Raw genomic sequence first — 18,690 nt, 5'->3', positions numbered from 1 at the left:
GTCGTGAGAGGGGAATGCAAGCCGCGCGCGCTCAGCGCGGCGGTGCCGGTGTGGCAGGTGTCGTGGATTGCGGCGAAGGCGCGGGCGCGGCGGCTTCGGGTTCTTCGTGTTCGGTGACGTCCACCTTCGGGTCTTTCCACGGGCCGGTGACGTGATAAGTCTTGGCGCCGATTTCGCCCAGCGGCTTGCGCAGCACCGCATTGGCGGCCGCGCCGACCGCCGCGCCGACTGGGCCGCCGGCGACCGCGCCGACCACGGTCAGCAGGTTGCCCGAACGCGGCAGCACGTGGATGGTCTGGTCGAAGGTCTGCGCTTTGAGGTCGGTGCTGCCGTCGATGCGGATTTCCGCGGCCGGCCCTTCGATCACGGTGTTGTCGGTCTGCGCGTGGCCGCCGGTGAAGGCGACATCGCCACCGATGCGGTTGAAGGCCAGGCCCTTGGAGAAGAAGTCGCGGAAATCCAGCATCAGCCGGCGCGGCAGCTGGGTCAGGCTGAACAGGCCCAGCACGCGACCCGCGCCGGGTTCGACTTCCAGCAGCGCGCCGTTGTGCGCGTCCAGCTTGGCGCTGCCTTCCAGCCCGGCCAGCGAGAAGCCCGCCGGGCTCGACGGCCAGGCCAGGTCCAGGTCGACCTTACCGGTGCCACCGCGCACACGGCCGGTGAAGCCCAGGCCATCCATCAGCGCGCCCAGGTCCTGGCTGTCGACCTTGGCCAGCAGGTGGGTGCGGGCACTGGCGCCGCGGCCGGTCCAGTCACCGGTGACATCGATCTTCTGCTGGGCCGAACGCATCTGCAGCGTGTCGATGTGCAGGCCGCCGGGCACCTTGCGGGTGCGCAGCGTGGTGTCGCCTAGCTTGGCCTCGCCGAAGCGCAGGTCGTCCACGTCCAGCGCCAGCGGCGGCAGCGCCGACGGATCCAGATCGTCTTCCAGCGGCGTGGAGCCCTTGGCCGGCGCGGGCAGCGGCGCGGGCGCACCATCGGCCGGCGGCGGCGTGGCCGAAACCCAGTAGAGGCGTGCGAGCTGGCCTTGCACCGGGGCGTTTTCGTCGTCGGGCACATGGACGTTGCCCGAGAGCGCGTCGCCGTCGAGTTTCACCTCCAGCGCGGCCTGCGCCGGGGTGACCTGTACGCGCGTGGACGGGAACGCACCGCCGATCAGCAGCAGCTTCTGCGCGGTGATGTCGATGCCGCGCAGCTTCAGCGGTGCGCTGCCGGTGGGCGGGGCGATCGGCGGCTGCGGCGGCAGGCTGGGATCGGCCGCGGCCTGCGGACTGCTGAGCTGCGCACCGGCGGCGCCAGCCTTGACTAGGCTGGTATCGGCCGGCGCGCTGCCCGAGGCCCGCGCCAGCGCGATCCAGCCGGCGGCATCGAGCGCGCTGGCCGTGCCGCCGGCACTGAGGCCGCTGGCCGGCACCGGTTGGGCAATGCTGCTGCGGCCCAGTTCCACCCGCACGCCGGTGGCGCCGGCGCGTTCCTGCGCGCGCAACGCCATCAGCTTGCCGAAGTTCACATCCACCTTGCCGGTATCCAGCGGCAGCTGCACCGCCACGCTGGCGGCCAGCGGCCGGTTGGCCGGCTTGTCCAGCGGCGCAGGCAATTGCAGCGCGGTGCCGACCAGGTCGGACTGGGCCAGGATGCGTACCGGCGGATCGCCGCCGGCCTGCGGCGGCGCGCCCACGCCAACATTGATCGTCCACGGCGAGCGCCCGTGCAGATAAGCCTGCAGCCAGGTGATCTCAGGCACGCGCTGCAGCAGTTCGTCGCTGGTCAGCGGCGCCTGCAGCTGCGCTTCGAACACGTTGGCCTTGTCCTGCGCGGCATCGCCGGCGCGCAAGGCCAGCTGCCCGGGCTGGCCGGCACGTACCACGCTCAGCGAGGGCGCATCGAAGCCGCCATCGCTGAAGCTCGCCGTGCCGCGCACCTCGGTGAAATCCAGGTCCCAGGTCGTATCGACCAGATGCGCGCCATCAAGCACCACATGACCGCCGATCTGGCGCGGCACGGCCGAGTTGCTGCGCAGCGGCAGCTGCATCGTGTAATCGACCTTGGCCGGGCCGGATGCGCTCAGGCCTTTCAGCGAACTGCCGTAGGCCTTGTCCAGCGGACTGTGGCGCACCAGCGACAGCAGGCGCGCGGCATCGTCGCCGCCTTGCGCATCGATCTTCAGCACCGTCTCGTGCCAGTCGGCGATGCCGCCGCTGATCCGCGCAATCGGCACCTCGCCCAGCTTGCCCTTGCCGCTCAGGTCGAAGCCGTTGTTGACGAAGCGCACGTGCGCCTCCAGCTCGGTCATGTCCGGCCAGGTGTTCTGGAAACGGATGCGGCCCTGGTCGATATCGGCCTGCGCGTCGAACAGGCCCTGGTTGTGCAGGAACGGCCAGTCGTCCAGGTCGCCCGCCACCAGGCCGGTGCCGTTGCGCACGGTGCCGCCCTGCATCGCCGTATCCAGCCAGTCCAGCGAGGCCTTGGACATCAGGTGGCGCACCCAGAACCCGCGCGCGGCCGGCACCGGCGTGTCGTGCACGTCGGCGGCCACGTTCAACCAGGGCCGGGTGAAGTCGTTCTGGAACCACACATCGCCACGCGCGGTGACGCCGAAATCCTCACCATCCACCACCAGCGAAGGCGTGCCGAACTTCCAGCCCGCGCCTTCGCGCCAGCCGGCGAGCGTGCCGTGCAGGGTCGCGTTGTGGACCACGCCGAAGCCCGCGGGCCAGTCGAACTTGAATGGCGCGGCCTCGTTCAACGCCAGCGCCATGCCCTGCTCGTCGCCACTCAGCGTGCCGGCCAGGCCGCTCAGGCCAGGCGCATGGCCGACCGGCGAAAATGCCAGGCCATCGACCGTGGCCGACAGCCGCAGCGGGCCTTGCACGGTGCCGGCCACCTGGACGTTCGACAGCGCGGCATGCGGCTTGGCCTGCTGCAGCCAGTTGCGCAGCGCAGGCTTGACCTGGTTGCTCATCGCCAGCGCCTGCAGCAGCGGCGCGGCCTCCAGATGATCGACCAGCAGCGCCGAACGCGCGCCGCCGGCCAGCGTCAGCCCGTCCACGCCCTGGTTGCCGCCCTTGGCGCCCAGCCGCAGCTGCGGCACGTCCAGCCGCCAGGCATCGGCCTGCAGCTGGAAGCGCGCGCGGCCGCGCACTTCCTCGAACGCCGTGCTCGCGCTGCCATCGACCGTCGCCAGCTGCACCTGCTGCAAGGCCAGCTCGGCCTGGATCTGGTCCAGGCGATGGGCTTTCAGGCGCGCCCAGGCGTGCAGCTCGCCCTGGCCACCGCGCAGCTGCATCCCGGCCAGGCCGGACAGCGCCTGCCAGTCGGCCAGCGCGATGCCCTCGCCTTCCAGATAAGCGCGGCCGTCACCGGTCTGGCGGTCGAACAGCGCCGCAGCTTCGATCGGCTCGCCATCGGTGCGGCTGCCCTGCAGGCGCAGGCCGGCGCGGACCTCGCGGCCCTGCACGCGCAGGCGCGCGTCGATGCGTGGCAGCTGCAGGTCCCAGCCCAGCGACGGCGCCAGCACGTGCAGGCGCCCGCCGACGAGCTGCAGTTCGCCCAGGCCATCCAGGGATTTCAGCGGATCGCCGCCGGTCTTCTGCCCCGGAAAACCCCGGATCGCCCAGCTGCCGTCTTCAGCGCGCTCGGCTTCCAGGGCGATGTTGCGCAGGCGCAGCTCGGTGAAGGCCCGGCCCGGCAGCAGCCCGGAATACAGCGACACCAGCACTTCGGCCTGGCCGATCTGCAGACCTTCGCCCTGGCCGTTGGCGGCGCCGACCTGCAGCCCGTCCAGCTGCAGCAGTGGGCCGCGCCGGGTCCATTCGGTCTTGAGATGCTGGAAGGTGATCGGCCGCCCGGCCTGCTGGCTCAACCACGCCGCGACGCGATCAGGATGGCGCTCGGCCAGCGGCAACAGCTGGCTGACCACGCCCAGCACCACCGCCACGCAGACCAGCACCACGGCCAGCGCGTACCAGGCCATGCGGCGCAGCACGCGCAGGCGGTGGTGGAAAGCGATCGGCATCAGTCAGGACGGCTCGGCGGGGGAAGACACAAACCTCGGCCGCACAGCATGACGCCCCCTGCCGCGCCCTGCCCTGAATCAGGTCGCATGATCGTGATCAGATTCTGCAGCACAGGCGCTCACAACAGCACGACGTCGAACTGTTCCTGCAGGTACTGCGCATCGGCCTGGAAACGGATCGACTTGCCCAGGAACTCCTCCAGCTCGGCCACGGCTTGCGATTCCTCGTCGGTGATGCGCGTGACCACCTGCGGCGAAGCGATCACCAGCAGGCGCGCGGCTTCGAACTGGCGCGTGGCGCGGGTGATCTCGCGGAAAATCTCATAGGTCACCGTCTCAGTGGTTTTGACCGTGCCGCGGCCGCCGCAGGCATTGCAGGGCTCGGATAGCTGGCGCTCCAGGCTTTCCACGGTGCGCTTGCGGGTCATCTCGACCAAGCCCAGCGGTGAGAAATCGTAGACCGTGGTCTTGGCGTGGTCGCGCGACAGGCCCTTCTCCAGCGTGCGCAACACCTGGCGCTTGTGCTCGGCATCGGACATATCGATGAAGTCGATGATGATGATGCCGCCCAGGTTGCGCAAACGCAGCTGCCGGGCCACGGCCTGGGCCGCTTCCAGGTTGGTGCGGTAGACGGTTTCTTCCAGGTTGCGCTGGCCCAGGAACGAGCCGGTGTTGACGTCGATCGTGGTCATCGCCTCGGTCTGGTCGATCACCAGGTAGCCGCCGGATTTCAGCGGCACCTGCTTGTCCAGCGCACGGCCGATCTCGTCCTCGACCCCATACAGGTCGAAGATCGGGCGGTCGCCGACGTACAGCTCCAGCTTCTCGGCCAGCGGCGGCATGTACTTGGCGATGAAGGCCTGCAGGCGCTCGTAGGTCTCGCGCGAGTCGACCTTGACCTTCTCCACGTCCTTGCGGATCAGGTCGCGCACCGCGCGCAGCGGCAGACTCAGGTCTTCATAGAGCAGTGCGCGCGGGGCCATCTCGCCGACGCGGCGGTTGATCACGTTCCACACGCGCGACAGGTAGGCCACGTCCTCGGCCAGCGCCTCGGCGCTCTGCCCTTCAGCGTTGGTGCGCACGATGTAGCCGAGGTTGCCGTGCTGGGCCGAGAGCTCGGTCACCAGGGTCTTGAGCCGGGCGCGCTCGGCCTCGTCCTCGATCCGCGCCGACACGCCGATCACCTTGGACTGCGGCAGCAGCACCAAGTAGCGCGAGGGGATGCTGATCTGGGTGGTCAGGCGCGCGCCCTTGGTGCCGATCGGGTCCTTGACCACCTGGACCACCACATCCTGGCCATCGCGGACCAGCTCCAGGATCGAGGCCGGCGCGGACGGCGCCGGCGGCAATGCCACTTCTTCGCCTGCCGCCACATTGGACGGCGGCGCGGCGCGGACGATGTCGCTGGCATGCAGGAAGGCCGCGCGATCGTGGCCGATCTCGACGAACGCCGCCTGCATCCCCGGCATCACCCGCTGCACCTGGCCTTTGTAGATGTTGCCGACGATGCCCCGGCGCCAGCCGCGCTCGATGTGCAGCTCCTGCAGCATGCCGTTTTCAACCACCGCCACCCGGGTTTCCCGCGGGGTGACGTTGACCAGGATCTCCTCCGACATCAAAGCGCTCCGAATTGCTCAAGCAAACGCGCTGCGTCGTGCAGCGGAAGTCCCATTACACCGGAATAGCTGCCGGAAAGGTGGGTGATGAAGGCCTCGCCGCTGCCCTGGATCGCATAGGCGCCGGCCTTGCCCATCGATTCGCCGGTGGCCACGTAGCGCTCGATGGCCTGCGCGTTGAGCGTGGCGAAGGTCACTTCGGAGACATTGAGCACCTGCGCATGGCGCCCATCGGCCACCAGCGACACCGCGCTGGCCACCGTGTGGGTGCGCCCGGAGAGGCGCTGCAGCATCGCGGTCGCGTCGGCCGGATCGGCCGGCTTGCCGAACACCACATCGTCCAGGATCACCTCGGTGTCCGAGCCCAGCACGACCGCGCCGGGCCTTTCGGCCACCAGCGCAAAGCCAGCCTGCGCCTTCTCTTGCGCCACCCGGCGCACGTAGTCCAGCGCCGCCTCGCCAGGCTGGCGTTGCTCGGAGAGATCCAGGGTCAACACGTCGAAGGTCACGCCAAGACGGGCCAGCAACTCGGCGCGCCTGGGGGATTGGGAGGCGAGAAACAGCATGGCCAAAGGATAACCCGCGGCCGTTGCCTGAACGGCGCCCGTGACCCTGCCCTCGATGGCAACCCCACGGCGGCCGACGACCCGTTCATTCCCTCGGCAATACCCTTCGACCACTGCCTCAACAGGACACCACCATGCGCACCACCCGCCTTCGCCCGCTACTGATCGCCCTCGCACTCGCCCTTGGAGGCACCGCCATGACCGCATCCGCCCAGAGCGCCTCCGGCTACAGCCTGCCCGCCGACGGCACGCTGCTGTCGGTCTCATCCCAGGCCGAAGCCAGCCGCGCGCCGGACATCGCCACCCTTTCCGCGGGCGTGGTCACCCAGGCCGTCGACGGCAACACCGCCATGCGCCATAACGCCACCCAGATGACCCAGGTAATGGCCGCCATCAAGAAGGCCGGCATCGCCGACAAGGACATCCAGACCAGCGGCGTCATGCTCAACCCGCAGTACGATTACCGCGACAACCAGGCGCCGAAGATCACCGGCTACCAGGCCACCAACACGGTCAACCTCAAGGTCCGCGACATCGCCAAGCTGGGCAGCGTGCTGGACGCCCTGGCCGCGCAGGGCGCCAACCAGATCAACGGCCCCACCTTCGAGATCGACCAGCCCGAACCGGTCTACGACGAAGCCCGCCTGTCCGCGCTCAAGCAGGCCCAGGCCCGCGCCGAGACCTACGCCAAGGGCCTAGGCCTGAAAGTACGCCGCATCGTCAGCATCTCCGAAGGCAGCACCGGCGGCGGCCCGCGCCCGGTGATGATGATGGCCCGCGCCAAAGCCGCCGACGCCACCCCGGTCTCCCCGGGCGAAACCACGCTTTCCGTTAGCGTTGATGTGGTGTTCGAGCTGGGGCGCTGATCGCGCCCCCTAACCTACAGACCAAGAAAAAACGCGACAAGGCGCCTCAATGGCGCCTTTTTGCTGCCTTAAATCCATGACGCCTTTTGCCAGCACCGCGATGCGCATGTTCATGAATGCGGCGTCTCTGGAAATAATCTGGCTTTCGCTGCCAACTTATTAATTTTTCGTGACTTCACCGGCAAAGGCCGCTAAATTCCGGTTAACCGTGTGTCACTTGAGTCATTTGTGGCGCATGGGAACCAATAATTCGTACGTAGTCAGGAGAGAGACTGTGGCTTTTCATCCGCGCACCAAACGAGTCATGCACCGCAGCGCTTTGAGCGTTGCGCTTGCAATGGCTTTCAGCTCCGGCGCACTCGCCCAAAGCACCACCGGCAGCATCTACGGTTCCGTTCCGGCCGAAGCCGGCCTTACCGTGCAGGCCCAGAGCGACTCTGGCATCACGCGTACCGCAACGGTGGATTCGTCAGGCCGCTATAACGTCGGCTCGTTGCCGGTTGGTACCTACACCATCACGCTGCGCCGCGGTGATGAAGTCGTCGACCAGCGTAAGAATGTGCTGCTGAAGGTCAACTCAGGTACTGATGTGTCGTTCGCAGGTGGCGCTTCGGGCGCCGGTGCGACCGACCTCGGCACCGTGACGGTCACTGCCGCCAATGCGCCCAAGGTCGACGTGACATCGGTCGATTCGCGCACCGTGATCACGGCTGCCGACCTGCAGCGCCTACCGATCGGCCGCAGCGCTGAGGCCATCGCGCTGCTGGCGCCGGGCGCGGTCTCGGGCTCCGGCTACTTCGGCGCAGGCAACACCGTGTCCTTCGGTGGCGCCGGCGTCTCTGAGAACGCGTACTACATCAATGGCTTCTCGACTGGCAACCCGCTCAGCAACATCGGCGGCATTGGCCTGCCTTACGGCGTGATCGACCAGCAGGAAGTTTATCTGGGCGGTTATAGCGCCCGCTATGGTCGCTCGGATGGCGGCGTGATCAGCCAGCTGGGTAAGCGCGGCACGAACGAGTGGCACTTCGGCGCATCCGCTGTGTGGGCCCCCAAGGGTCTCAACGCCTCTCGCAAGAGCACCTACTATCCGAACTTCACCCTGCCGACTCAGGCAGGCACTGGCACGCAGTACAACTGGTCCAACCCCGATCTTCCGGGCACCATTTACCGCGACCGTAGCGATGACGTGCAGTCCTCGACCACCTACAGCGCATATGTTGGCGGCCCGCTGATCCAGGATCGTTTGTTCATCTTCCTGGCTGGCGAGCAGGAAAAGACGAGCGGCGTCTCGACCAATAACGTCGCGACCACGCCCCGAGCGCAGAACCACTACGACTACAGCAATCCGAAGGTGTACGGAAAGCTGGACTGGAACATCAACGACAGCAACACGCTGGAATACACCTTCATCAAGAATAATGACCGCCAGGGCGGTACCTACTACGCCTATAACTACGACACCCTTTCCGGTGGCGACGCGCTGGGCTCGTATCCAGATACCTTCAAGGTCGACACGCGCTTCGACATCTTCAAATACACCGGTTACCTGACCGATGATTTGACGCTGAACGCAACATGGGGTCGTAGCCGTCGTACCAACCAGCAGTACAACATCGGCAATAGGGACGACTTGGCCTATATCACAGGCACTGTCAACCAAGATCCAGCGATCACCGGCGGCACGCGGATCAGCAATGGCAATGTATCCGATGTGATCATTGACGGTGAGGACAAGACCCGCGGCTTGCGAGCCGATCTGGAATGGCGCTTGGGCGACCACACCATTGCAGCCGGTGTCGACAACATGCACTTCGAGGCCATTAATGAGGGCCAGGGCGTGGGTGGCATCGGTTATCGCTGGAACTACTTGCGTTCTGCCAGCCCCACCGACCCGATCTCTCCGAGGCTCGGGGTAGGCGCGCCCGGCGGAAACGGCTACTACGTTTCTCAGCGTATTTTCAGTACTCAGACCAATATGACAGTCGACCAGGATGCTTATTTCTTGGAAGATCGTTGGCAGGTGACTGACAACCTGCTGCTTTCACTCGGCATCCGAAACGACAAGTTCACCAACAAGAATGGCTTCGGCGCAAGCTACGTCGAAAGCGGTGACCAGTGGGCGCCGCGTCTGGGCGCCAGCTGGGATGTCTTTGGCGATTCTTCGCTGAAGGTCTACGGCAACTTGGGCCGTTACTACCTGGCCCTGCCGAACAGCGTCGCCATTCGTGGTGCGTCTGCCTCGACGTTTACCAACGAGTACTTCACCTATACCGGCATCGATTCGAACGGTAATCCGACCGGCCTGACCGCGCTGGGTCCGGGACCAGTGTCGAGCAACGACGAGTATGGCCAGGCTCCCGATGCGGTCTCCATCACCGCGACTGATCTGGACTCGCAGTATCAGGACGAAATGATCCTGGGCTTCGACAAGACGCTCGGCGACAAGTGGGTCACCGGCGCCAAGGTGATTTACCGCAAGCTGCAGTCCGCGATCGACGACATCTGCGACCCGGACCGCGTGCTGACCAAGCTGGAAGCCGACGGCGTGGATCCGGACAGCGTCAATGTTCCGGGCTGCGTGCTGTTCAACCCGGGTCAGACCAACAACTTCAGCTTTGCCAATGCAGATGGTTCAGGCCGTACCTCGGTCACCATGTCTAAGGAAGACTGGGGCTTTAACAAAGAAGCCAAGCGCGATTACGTCTCGGTGAATTTGTTCCTGGAACACCCGTTTGACGGAAAATGGCAGGGCCGCCTTGACTACACCTGGGCACGCAATTTCGGCAACACCGAAGGCCAGTTGAAGTCGGATATCGGTCAGACCGACGTCTCCAAGACGCAGGACTGGGATGCAGCAGCGATCATGGCGTATGCAGGTGGTTACCTGGCCAACGATCGTCGCCATCAGTTGAAGGCGTTTGGTGCTTACGAGATCGCGCCGGAATGGATTGTTTCCGGAACCATGCGTATCCAATCGGGCACGCCGAAGTCCTGCCTGGGCCTGTTCAGCGTTAACGGTATTGATGAAGGCACGCTGGCGGCTGACCCGATTGGTTACGGCGCCTCCTACCACACCTGCGCTGGTGTGGCTTCGGCTCCTGGCAAGGCCGGTCGTACCCCCTGGACCAAGAAGTTTGATTTGGGCATTTCCTACCGCCCCGCGTTTGCAGACGACAAGTTCGCCATCACTGCCCAGGTGTTCAACGTCTTCAATGAACAGAAGGCAGTGCAGACCTCGGCATCCTTTGGTACCGGCGACGCTTACACCGTTTCCAACACCTACAACATGCCGCTCTACTTCGAAGATCCGCGTTACGTTCAGCTGTCCGCCACTTACGACTTCTAAGAGGCGTCTCTTGGAGCAGGCGGCTTAATGGCCTGAGTCAAGAAGGAAAATGAGCCCCGGCTTCCCTACGGAAGCCGGGGCTTTTTTGTGCTCGATCAACTCGCTAGATTGACCCTGGCTCAACTTGAAATCAGTTGCAGTCCAGCCCAGCCGAGTGCAGAGTCAGACACACGGCTGCCGCGTCACAAGAAGCGTTCAACCCCACCATCGGCTCCCGTGCGTTGATCCTGAAGCATGTCCCGACAACGGAGGTGGTCCATGGTTCGCACTCTGCCCTACGGCCCGGAAACTGGGCTCAATCCCGCTCGCATCGCCGGCATTTCGGTGGCCATCCTGGTCCACGCGGCGGCCTTCCTGCTGTTGTTGATCCCAGCCGCGCTGCCGCCGATCGCCCAGCATCTCAAAGACGCCAAGCCCGAGATCGTGCTGATTCCCAAGGAAAAGCCGATCGAGACGCCGATCGCCCCCAAGCCACAGCCGCGGGCCAGCAAGACCGAGCCGCGCCCGGTTACACCGACACCGCCAATCGTCCAGCCAAAGCCGGTCATCGTCGATACGCCGATGGCGAGCCTGCCGACCGATCTCAGTCCGGTGGTTGATCCCGCCCCGACGGCCGAACCCACGATCGCACCGCCTGCCGGGCCGATCTCCGCGTCATCCCTGTCCTACGTGCGTGCGCCAGCCCCGGCATATCCGCGTACAGCGATCATGGATCACGCCGAAGGCACGGTGATCCTGCGCGTGCTGGTCGATGTCGATGGCACGCCGCTTGAAGTGATCGTGGAAACCAGCAGCGGCAATCGTGAGCTGGACCGCGCGGCGCGCGCGCAGGTCCTGAAGAACTGGAAATTTCAGCCGGCGACGCAGGATGGTCGTGCGGTGCAGGCGATCGGACGCGTGCCCGTGGATTTCAGCCTGCGTTGAATCGCGTCCATCGCAGCTCAACCTCGAAGCGCCGGCCTTTGCCGGCGCTTTTTTCTTTGCCCTCGTAAAAAAACGAAAAGCTTCGCCACCGCATCGGCTCGCACGTCATCAGTCGCGATTGAAACGCCCACGGGCGCGACATTTCAGTCCTCATCTGCACTAGAAATAACGAAACGTGCACGCGCGTGAACGCACTTGATGGAACTCACACTCCATCACATTCGTGGCGAATCTTTACGTGTCAGTCATGTGGTTTGAACTTTCATACCGCGTCCGCGCATTTGTGTCGGCACCTGCATTTTTTGGCAGTTCTTGAAGTTCTTACGTAGGAGAGAGCAAGTGAATACCAGCCATCATCCGCGCCCGCGGCTCCGTCGGCGCGCGCTCTGCGTTGCCATCCCGTTGGCCCTCTGCGCCGCACTCCCCTTCGCCGCGCAGGCGCAGGAAGACACCTCGCAGGACGCGACCAATCTCAGCAAGATCACCGTCACCGGCTCCAACATCCCCCGCACCAGCACCGAGACCGCCTCGCCGGTCCAGGTGATCAGCCGGCAGGAAATCGACCGCACCGGCAAGACCTCCATCGGCGAATACCTGCAGAGCCTGACTGTCGACGGCGCCGGCTCGGTTCCGAAGACCTTCGGCAACGGCTTCGCCATGGGCAGCACCGGCATCTCGCTGCGCGGCCTGGGCGCCGGCTCGACGCTGGTCCTGATCAACGGCCGCCGCGTGGCCTCGTACGGCCTGGCCGATGACGGCCAGAAGGTCTTTACCGACCTCTCCAGCATCCCGATGGATGCGGTCGAGCGCGTGGAAGTGCTGAAGGACGGCGCCTCGTCGATCTACGGCTCCGACGCCATCGCCGGCGTAGTCAATGTGATCCTTCGTAGCGATTTTGAAGGCGCGATCTTCACCGGCTCGTACGGCACCTCGGGCGACAGCGATGGCAACACCCGCAAGGGCACGCTGACCGCCGGTACCGGCAACCTGGACGAGAACGGCTGGAATGCCTTTTTCAGCCTGGATGTCAGCAAGACCGACGGCATCAAGATCAGCGACCGCAAGAACCGCAAGTGGATCGGCACCGGCGATATCCGCCCGTGGGGCTACTCCTCGGCCAACGGCGCCAGCCAGTACCTGGGCGGCGGCCTCAACGGCGGCCTGCCGACCAACGCGCCCGATGGCGCGTACGAGAACGCCGACGGCAGCTGGACGCGCCTGGGCGGCTGCGAGCAGTTCTCCAACCTGCCGCAGGAAGGCAACAACACCTGCCTGTGGGATCTAGGCCAGTTCCGCGACCTGACGCCGGATGAGAAGGCGATCAACTTCTTCAGCCGCGGCACCTTCCGCATCAGCGACAACGCCGATTTCTACACCGAGTTCGGCTACTCGAAGAAGACGGTTGATTTCCAGAACACCCCGTCGGGCACCTCCGGCGCGTGGGGCTATCCGGGCGGTCCGGTCAACGCCTCCAGCGGCGCAGGCGCGATCGTGCTGGGCCCGGACCACCCGCAGAACCCGACCGGCCAGGATGCACGCCTGCGCTATTCGGCGTTCGATGTCGGCGCGCGCCAGACCCACAACGAAAACGAGTTCATGCGTTTCCTCGTCGGCGTCAAGGGCACGGCGGCCGATTGGGATTACGACGTGGGCTACCTGCATTCGCAGAGCCAGCTGACCAACACGCGCAAAGGCTTCCTGAGCTATAGCGCCGTGCAATGCGCGTTGACCGACCCCAACTGCGCTGGCGGCACCTGGCTGCTAGGCACGCGTGCCGGCGAAAACTCGCAGGCGCTGTATGACTTCATCTCGCCCACGATCAGTGCGCGCGCCACGAGCAAGCTGGACATCCTCGATGCCAAGGCCAACCGCTCGCTGATGGATCTGGGCGGCGGCTCGCTGGGCCTGGCCGTCGGCGCCGAATTCCGCCGCAACGAGGTCTCGCTGACCCCGCAGACCGGCACCGAAACCGGCGATATCATCGGCTTGGGCTACTCGGCCTATGACGGCGTGGAGAAGACCAGCGCGGTGTACGCCGAGCTGGCCGCGCCGTTCACCGAGACCTTCGAAGCCACCGTCGCCGGTCGCGTCGATCACTACCAGGGTGGCGATACCGCCTTCACCCCGAAGATCGGCCTGAAGTGGACCCCGGCCGAGTGGATCGCGCTGCGTGCTACGTATGCGGAAGGCTTCCGTGCGCCCAACCCGGCGGAATCGGGCAAGGGTGGTTCGGCCGGCTTCTCCAACATTGTCGACCCGGTGCGTTGCGCGGCCGATGCCAGCCTGTGCGGCGCACAGAGCGTGGCCATCATCACCACGCCCAACCCGGACCTGGATCCGGAGAAGTCCAAGAGCTACACCCTGGGCATCGTGCTGCAGCCGACCGCAACCACGACGCTGACCCTGGATGCCTGGCAGATCAAGCGCACCGACGAAATCGGCGGCGGCGATCCGCAGCAGGCCATCGCGGCAGGCGATGTGATCCGTGGCGACAACCTGGTCAACGGCATTCCGGGCACCGGCCAGCTGCTGGCGATCAACACCGCCTACGTCAACGCCGACTCGACCAAGGTCAACGGCCTGGACCTGGATGCGCGACAGCGCTTCGACCTGGGTGAAGCCGGCCAGCTGCGCCTGGACGTGCAGTGGAGCCACATCAACAAGTTCGAGAAGACCGTTGGCGACACCACGTACGAGTACGCGGGTACCCACGGCAACTGCGATGTGACCAACTGCATCGGCACGCCAAAGGACCGCATCAACTTCGGCGCGACCTGGGACATCAGCGACTTCAGCATCAGCGCCGTCGCCAACTACCGCAGCTCGATCGACAACAAGACCGCCAAGGGCGAAGACTGCGCGAGCAACTACGCCGACGGCAGCCCGGCCCCGGGTAGCTGCAAGCTGGCCTCGTTCACCACGGTCGATCTGTCCGGCAACTGGCAGGCCACCGATGCGTTCTCGGTGTTCGCCTCAGTGCAGAACGTGGCCGACAAGATCGCCCCGCTGGATCCGCTCAGCTACGGCGGCTTCAACTACAACCCGCTGGACAGCAGCGGCGCCATCGGCCGCTTCTTCACCGTCGGCGCGCGTTACACGTTCTGAGCAAACCGCAGGCAGCGTGCATCAAGATGATGCGGCTGCACTGAAAACGAAAGCCCCGGTGCGCAAGCATCGGGGCTTTTTTGCTGGCGTCGTGCAACGTCGGCGGCGGTGCGCGCGGCATCCGCCGCGCAGGCGCGACCTGCGCGACGAGTTCAGTCGAACATGCTGTGGCCGCTGGCGGTCTTGTCCGGCACCGGCTGCATGACATCCCAGTGCTCCACGATCATGCCCGCCGCGTCGAAGCGGAACAGGTCCACGATCGCCATGCCAGGATCCTGCGCGCCGGTCACGGTGTGCACGTGCAGCGCGACCAAGTCGCCCTCGGCGATGGTCTGGTAGATGGTGCTGTGGCGATGCGGCGTGGCGGCGAAGACCTTGGTGAATGCCGCTACGAACGCATCACGCCCGTCGGCCACCCGCGGGTTGTGCTGGATGTAGCCGGGCGCGATGTAGCGCGTGGCTGCCGACAGGTCGTGCTGGTTGAAGAATGCCTCGTAGAAATCCAGCGCACGCTGCTTGTTGCGCTGCGCGCTGGCGGCACCAGGCGCGGCGGGCGCGGACTGCGCCACGCGCTGCGACGGGGCGATGCTGGCACAGCCGCCGCCCAGCAGGGCGGCGCCCAGGCTGGCGCAGATCGCGAGACGATAAAGGGCCACGGCACACTCCTCGGGAACAGATCGCGAAAATCGTAACAAGGCGTTGTCGCCGCCAGGCGGGCGCGTGCATCGCACCAGCAAGACGATGCGGCCCACCACGCGGACGGCACGCACGGCGCCGGGTGACATGTTGGGTTTGGAGATCGCCACACCGGCCAGGCCGGCCGGCGTCAGGCGCGGTGATACGGATGATTGGCCAGCATCGCCGCGGCGCGATAGAGCTGCTCGGCCACGATCAAGCGCGCCATCATGTGCGGCAAGGTGAGTGGTCCGATCGACCACGTTTCGTGCGCGGCGGCCAGCACCTCGGGCGCATGGCCTTCCGGTCCGCCGATCAGGAAGGCCAGGTCACGGCCCTGTCCGCGCCAGTGTTCCAGGCGCTGGGCGAGCTGTTCGGAGGAATGCTGCTTGCCGGTGACTTCCAGCGCGACGACGTGCGCGTTCTTGGGGAGCGCGGCCAGCACACGCTGGCCCTCGTCCTCGATGGCCCGCTGCGCATCGCGATTCTTGCCGCGCAGGCCCGGCGTGACTTCCACCAGTTCGAACGGCAGCCAGTGCGAGAGCCGCTTCTGGTATTCGGCGAACCCCTGCGCGACCCAGCTGGGCGCGCGTTCACCGGTGGCGATCAGGCGGGCTTTCATTGCAGGGTGCTTTCCCGCTCTACAGATGTTTCCCAGCCGTCGTAACGGCCGTTCAACTGCAAGGCGAGCCGATAAAGCGGCAGACAGACATCGTCGATTCGATCAAACGCGGGCACATCGCAGCGCGTCATCTTCGCGGTCCACTGCCCATCCTGGGGCTCGGCATCCTCGCTCACGACTTGCTGGAACCCCAGCGCCTCGGCCTGGGCGACATAAGCGTCACGCGCGATGGCATCGCTGAAGTAGGCCCAATGCGAAATCTCGCGCGACAGCACCAGCGCATCACCTGCTTTCTCTAGCTGCCAGCACACGCTGCGGTTGGACATGCGCTGCCGGGTTTCCGGATCCGGGTACAGAAACTCGCGGTAGGTCCACCAGTCCGGCTCATCGCGCTGGCCGCATTCGAATGCGTACTGCTGGCCGCGCATGGCCGCTTCGACACGCGATTCCCACGGCGTCCCAAGCGTTGTATAGAAATACAGATCCCGGAAGCCGGCGCTGGTATTGCGGCCGACGTACACGGTCGTGTCGTCCGCCAGCGACGGCATGAGCGCGTCTTCAAGCGCGATCAGCGCATCGAATTCGTCCTGGCTTGAGAGACCATCTTCCCGCGGCGTCTTCATGAAGATGCGCAGCCAGGCCAGACAAGGCAGGTCAGCGCTGGGTGCCTGCGAAGACCACCCCAGATCCAGGTAGATCGACGCAGGCAGGTCATCTACCTGGCAGAGATAGAAATCCCATTGCTCCCTCATGCGGGCAGCGCGCCGTTAGCGGCTGCTGTCTTCCGACTCATCTTCCGGCGGCTGGTCGCCGACGGTCCACAGGCGCTCCAGGGCGTAGAACTCGCGCACGCGCGGCAGCATGACGTGGACGATGACGTCGCCCAGGTCCACCAGCACCCACTCGGCTTCGCGCTCGCCTTCCACGCCCAGCGGCATCACGTCGAGCTTCTTGGCGAACTTCACCACTTCGTCGGCAATCGACTTCACGTGGCGGGTCGAGGTGCCCGAGGCGATCACCAGGAAGTCGGCGACGCTGGACTTGCCGCGCACGTCGATCTCGACGACATCCTTGGCCTTGAGTTCACCCACGGCGGCATGCACGGAGGCAAGCAAAGCCGGCACGGACGGCGGCGGGCTGGGCAGGCGGGTCTTGATGACTTGGGCTTGGCTGGACAAAAGAAGCACTTGGATGGACGGACAGGGGCGCGATTATAGCCCTGCCGCCCCGTACAGGCCGTGGGCCCGGATGAACACGGCGACGGGCGGCGGCACCAGCGCCTGCCAATCGCCGCCTTCGGCGATCCGCCGGCGCACTTCGCTGGCAGAAACGTCATGCAGCGGCTGATGCAGGCACAGCACGCGCCCGGCCGGGCTGGCGTGCAGTTGCGCGGCCTCGTTGGCCCAGCGCGTGGCGGTCTTGTCGGCCAGGGCCGGCGACAAGCTGTCGATCAGGCTGCCGGAGCGGTCGGCGACGACCAGATGCGCCAGTTCGAACAGCGCTTCCCAGTCATGCCAGCTCGGCAACCCCAGGAAACTGTCGGCGCCGACCAGCAGCGCCAGCGGCGCCTCCGGACCGAGGTCGGCGCGCAGGCTGCGCAGGGTATCGACGGTATAGGAGCGGCCCTGGCGATCCAGTTCGCGCCGGTCGACGCGCAGGCAAGCGTCACCGGCGACGGCGGCCTCGAGCATGGCCAGGCGCTGTGCAGCGTCGGCACCCGGCGGCGGGCGATGCGGCGGATCAGCCGCTGGAATCAGGGTCACCGGCGCGAACAGGGCGTTGCCGGCGATGCGGGCGATGGCGAGATGCCCGTTATGGAACGGGTCGAAGGTGCCGCCGTAGATCAGGGTCAGCGCGGGGATCGAGGCCATGTCAGCAAGCCCGCGTGGATGCGGCGTCGAAAACGGGCGCTCGCCGGCTCACGCCACCAGCCGCACCGCGGCCGCATCGGCGATGGCCAGCAGCAGCCGCTCCAGCGTGACCCACGGATCGCCTTCGGCACGCCCCTTGGCCATGCGGTCGATGCGCGAGGCTTCGGCAACGAAGCGATCCCAGCGCGCGGCACTGGCGTGGCGCTGCAGCGCGCGCTTGAACGGGGCCTGCCGGCTTTCCCAGATGCCTTGGCCCTTCATCTCGGCCGCGACGTTGCCACCGCGCTCGGCCACGCGCGCCAGGTGCGCGGTGCTGAGCAGGTTGCGCACGATCATCGGCATCAGCGCGGCGACCACTTCGCCCTCGGCACGCAGGCCGACGAGCATGCGCGCCGCCAGCCCGGCGTTGCCGGACAGCGTGGTTTCGATCAGGCGGAACACGTCGAAGCGCGCCGCATCGGCCACCAGCGACTGCATCGTCGCCAGGTCCAGGGTCTGGCCATCGGCCAGCAAGGCCAGCTTGTCGATTTCCTGCGCAGCGGCCAGCAGGTTGCCTTCCACGCGCTCGACCAGCAGCGCGATGGCGTCGCGGTCTGCACGCAGGCCGCGCGCGCGCAGGCGCCCCTGAACCCAGCCGGAAAGTTCATGCGGCTTGATCGCCCAGGCGACCGACAGCACGCCGATGCGTTCGACCGCGTCGGCCCACTTGCCGCGATGGGCCTTGCTCCATTCGCCGGCGGTGATCAACAGCACCACGTCATCCGGCGGCCGCGCGCAGAAGGCGCTGATGACCTCGGCGCCTTCTTTGCCTGGCTTGCCGGTGGGCAGGCGCAGTTCGACGATGCGACGTGCACTGAACAGACTCGGCGCGTCGAAACTCGCCTGCAGCCCGGCCCAGTCCACATCGCGGCCTTCCACGTCGAAGACCTCGCGCTCGCTGATGCCCAGCGCGCGACCGCGCGTGCGGACCGCGTCGGCCGCTTCGAGCACCAGCAGGGTTTCGGGCCCGGCGATCAGGTAGGCCGGCGCCAGCGCCGCATCGGCGATCTGCGCGGCCAGCCGGTCCGGGGCCAGTTCCATC

Annotated in this window: 13 protein-coding genes; 4 read left to right on the top strand and 9 right to left on the bottom strand. The window is 66.1% G+C overall.

All coding sequences use genetic code 11. The annotated features are described in order from the left end of the window. Positions 1-31: 31 nt before the first annotated feature. The 3 genes from BMZ17_RS12695 to BMZ17_RS12685 all read right to left on the bottom strand — a co-directional run bounded on the left by BMZ17_RS12695 (position 32) and on the right by BMZ17_RS12685 (position 6,197). Positions 32-4,015, bottom strand: a complete 3,984-nt coding sequence (locus BMZ17_RS12695) for a YhdP family protein (protein WP_093138928.1) — start codon at positions 4,013-4,015, stop codon at positions 32-34. Positions 4,016-4,134: 119 nt separating this feature from the next. Then, on the bottom strand, positions 4,135-5,631 hold the full coding sequence (gene rng / locus BMZ17_RS12690) for a ribonuclease G (protein ID WP_093138927.1): 1,497 nt from the start codon (positions 5,629-5,631) through the stop codon (positions 4,135-4,137). Then, positions 5,631-6,197 carry a Maf family protein gene (locus BMZ17_RS12685; protein ID WP_093138926.1) on the bottom strand — a complete coding sequence of 189 codons (567 nt, stop codon included), beginning with the start codon at positions 6,195-6,197 and terminating at the stop codon, positions 5,631-5,633. Before BMZ17_RS12685 ends, rng begins: the two co-directional genes overlap by 1 nt. 134 nt (positions 6,198-6,331) lie before the next feature. Here BMZ17_RS12685 and BMZ17_RS12680 point away from each other — a divergent pair, with 134 nt between their 5' ends. From BMZ17_RS12680 to BMZ17_RS12665, 4 genes are all read left to right on the top strand, one after another. Continuing rightward, positions 6,332-7,063: an SIMPL domain-containing protein gene (locus BMZ17_RS12680; RefSeq protein WP_093138925.1), complete on the top strand. Its 732-nt coding sequence runs from the start codon at positions 6,332-6,334 to the stop codon at positions 7,061-7,063. 304 nt (positions 7,064-7,367) lie between these two features. Further along, the gene (locus BMZ17_RS12675; protein WP_254775327.1) at positions 7,368-10,412 is read left to right on the top strand and encodes a TonB-dependent receptor; all 3,045 of its coding nucleotides are present in this window, start codon (positions 7,368-7,370) and stop codon (positions 10,410-10,412) included. A 258-nt stretch (positions 10,413-10,670) separates the two neighbouring features. Further along, complete coding sequence (locus BMZ17_RS12670; RefSeq protein ID WP_175485574.1) at positions 10,671-11,336, top strand: energy transducer TonB; 666 nt, start codon at positions 10,671-10,673, stop codon at positions 11,334-11,336. A 339-nt stretch (positions 11,337-11,675) separates the two neighbouring features. After that, the gene (locus BMZ17_RS12665; RefSeq protein WP_093138922.1) at positions 11,676-14,441 is read left to right on the top strand and encodes a TonB-dependent receptor; all 2,766 of its coding nucleotides are present in this window, start codon (positions 11,676-11,678) and stop codon (positions 14,439-14,441) included. Positions 14,442-14,593: 152 nt separating this feature from the next. On the opposite strand, the gene BMZ17_RS12660 is transcribed toward BMZ17_RS12665, so the two are convergent. The 6 genes from BMZ17_RS12660 to holA form a co-directional block, all read right to left on the bottom strand. Continuing rightward, positions 14,594-15,097 (bottom strand): nuclear transport factor 2 family protein, encoded by a 504-nt coding sequence (locus BMZ17_RS12660; protein ID WP_217645794.1) that lies wholly within the window; start codon positions 15,095-15,097, stop codon positions 14,594-14,596. 170 nt (positions 15,098-15,267) lie between these two features. Continuing rightward, entirely contained in the window at positions 15,268-15,738 is a 471-nt protein-coding gene (gene rlmH, locus BMZ17_RS12655) for a 23S rRNA (pseudouridine(1915)-N(3))-methyltransferase RlmH (RefSeq protein ID WP_093138921.1), read from the bottom strand. Continuing rightward, complete coding sequence (locus BMZ17_RS12650) at positions 15,735-16,490, bottom strand: DUF695 domain-containing protein (protein ID WP_093138920.1); 756 nt, start codon at positions 16,488-16,490, stop codon at positions 15,735-15,737. The genes rlmH and BMZ17_RS12650 overlap by 4 nt, the downstream gene beginning before the upstream one ends. 15 nt (positions 16,491-16,505) lie before the next feature. Beyond that, positions 16,506-16,916 carry a ribosome silencing factor gene (gene rsfS, locus BMZ17_RS12645; protein ID WP_093138919.1) on the bottom strand — a complete coding sequence of 137 codons (411 nt, stop codon included), beginning with the start codon at positions 16,914-16,916 and terminating at the stop codon, positions 16,506-16,508. 33 nt (positions 16,917-16,949) lie between these two features. Then, positions 16,950-17,609, bottom strand: a complete 660-nt coding sequence (gene nadD, locus BMZ17_RS12640) for a nicotinate-nucleotide adenylyltransferase (protein WP_093138918.1) — start codon at positions 17,607-17,609, stop codon at positions 16,950-16,952. A 48-nt stretch (positions 17,610-17,657) separates the two neighbouring features. Next, on the bottom strand, positions 17,658-18,689 hold the full coding sequence (holA, locus tag BMZ17_RS12635) for a DNA polymerase III subunit delta (RefSeq protein WP_093138917.1): 1,032 nt from the start codon (positions 18,687-18,689) through the stop codon (positions 17,658-17,660). Between the last annotated feature and the right edge of the window lies 1 nt (position 18,690).

The organism is Pseudoxanthomonas sp. GM95 (genome assembly GCF_900109775.1).
In the GTDB taxonomy this organism is placed as follows: Bacteria; Pseudomonadota; Gammaproteobacteria; order Xanthomonadales; family Xanthomonadaceae; genus Pseudoxanthomonas_A.
Note: the sequence above shows the minus strand (reverse complement) of the source record. Positions and strands in the feature narration are given on the sequence as shown.

Coding starts and splice junctions, on each gene's coding strand:
- BMZ17_RS12675 (WP_254775327.1), top strand. CDS start 7,368: ATGCACCGCAGCGCTTTGAGCGTTGCGCTTGCAATGGCTTTCAGCTCC.
- holA (WP_093138917.1), bottom strand. CDS start 18,689: ATGGAACTGGCCCCGGACCGGCTGGCCGCGCAGATCGCCGATGCGGCG.
- BMZ17_RS12685 (WP_093138926.1), bottom strand. CDS start 6,197: ATGCTGTTTCTCGCCTCCCAATCCCCCAGGCGCGCCGAGTTGCTGGCC.
- BMZ17_RS12650 (WP_093138920.1), bottom strand. CDS start 16,490: ATGAGGGAGCAATGGGATTTCTATCTCTGCCAGGTAGATGACCTGCCT.
- rng (WP_093138927.1), bottom strand. CDS start 5,631: ATGTCGGAGGAGATCCTGGTCAACGTCACCCCGCGGGAAACCCGGGTG.
- BMZ17_RS12680 (WP_093138925.1), top strand. CDS start 6,332: ATGCGCACCACCCGCCTTCGCCCGCTACTGATCGCCCTCGCACTCGCC.
- BMZ17_RS12695 (WP_093138928.1), bottom strand. CDS start 4,015: ATGCCGATCGCTTTCCACCACCGCCTGCGCGTGCTGCGCCGCATGGCC.
- nadD (WP_093138918.1), bottom strand. CDS start 17,609: ATGGCCTCGATCCCCGCGCTGACCCTGATCTACGGCGGCACCTTCGAC.
- rlmH (WP_093138921.1), bottom strand. CDS start 15,738: ATGAAAGCCCGCCTGATCGCCACCGGTGAACGCGCGCCCAGCTGGGTC.
- BMZ17_RS12670 (WP_175485574.1), top strand. CDS start 10,671: ATGGTTCGCACTCTGCCCTACGGCCCGGAAACTGGGCTCAATCCCGCT.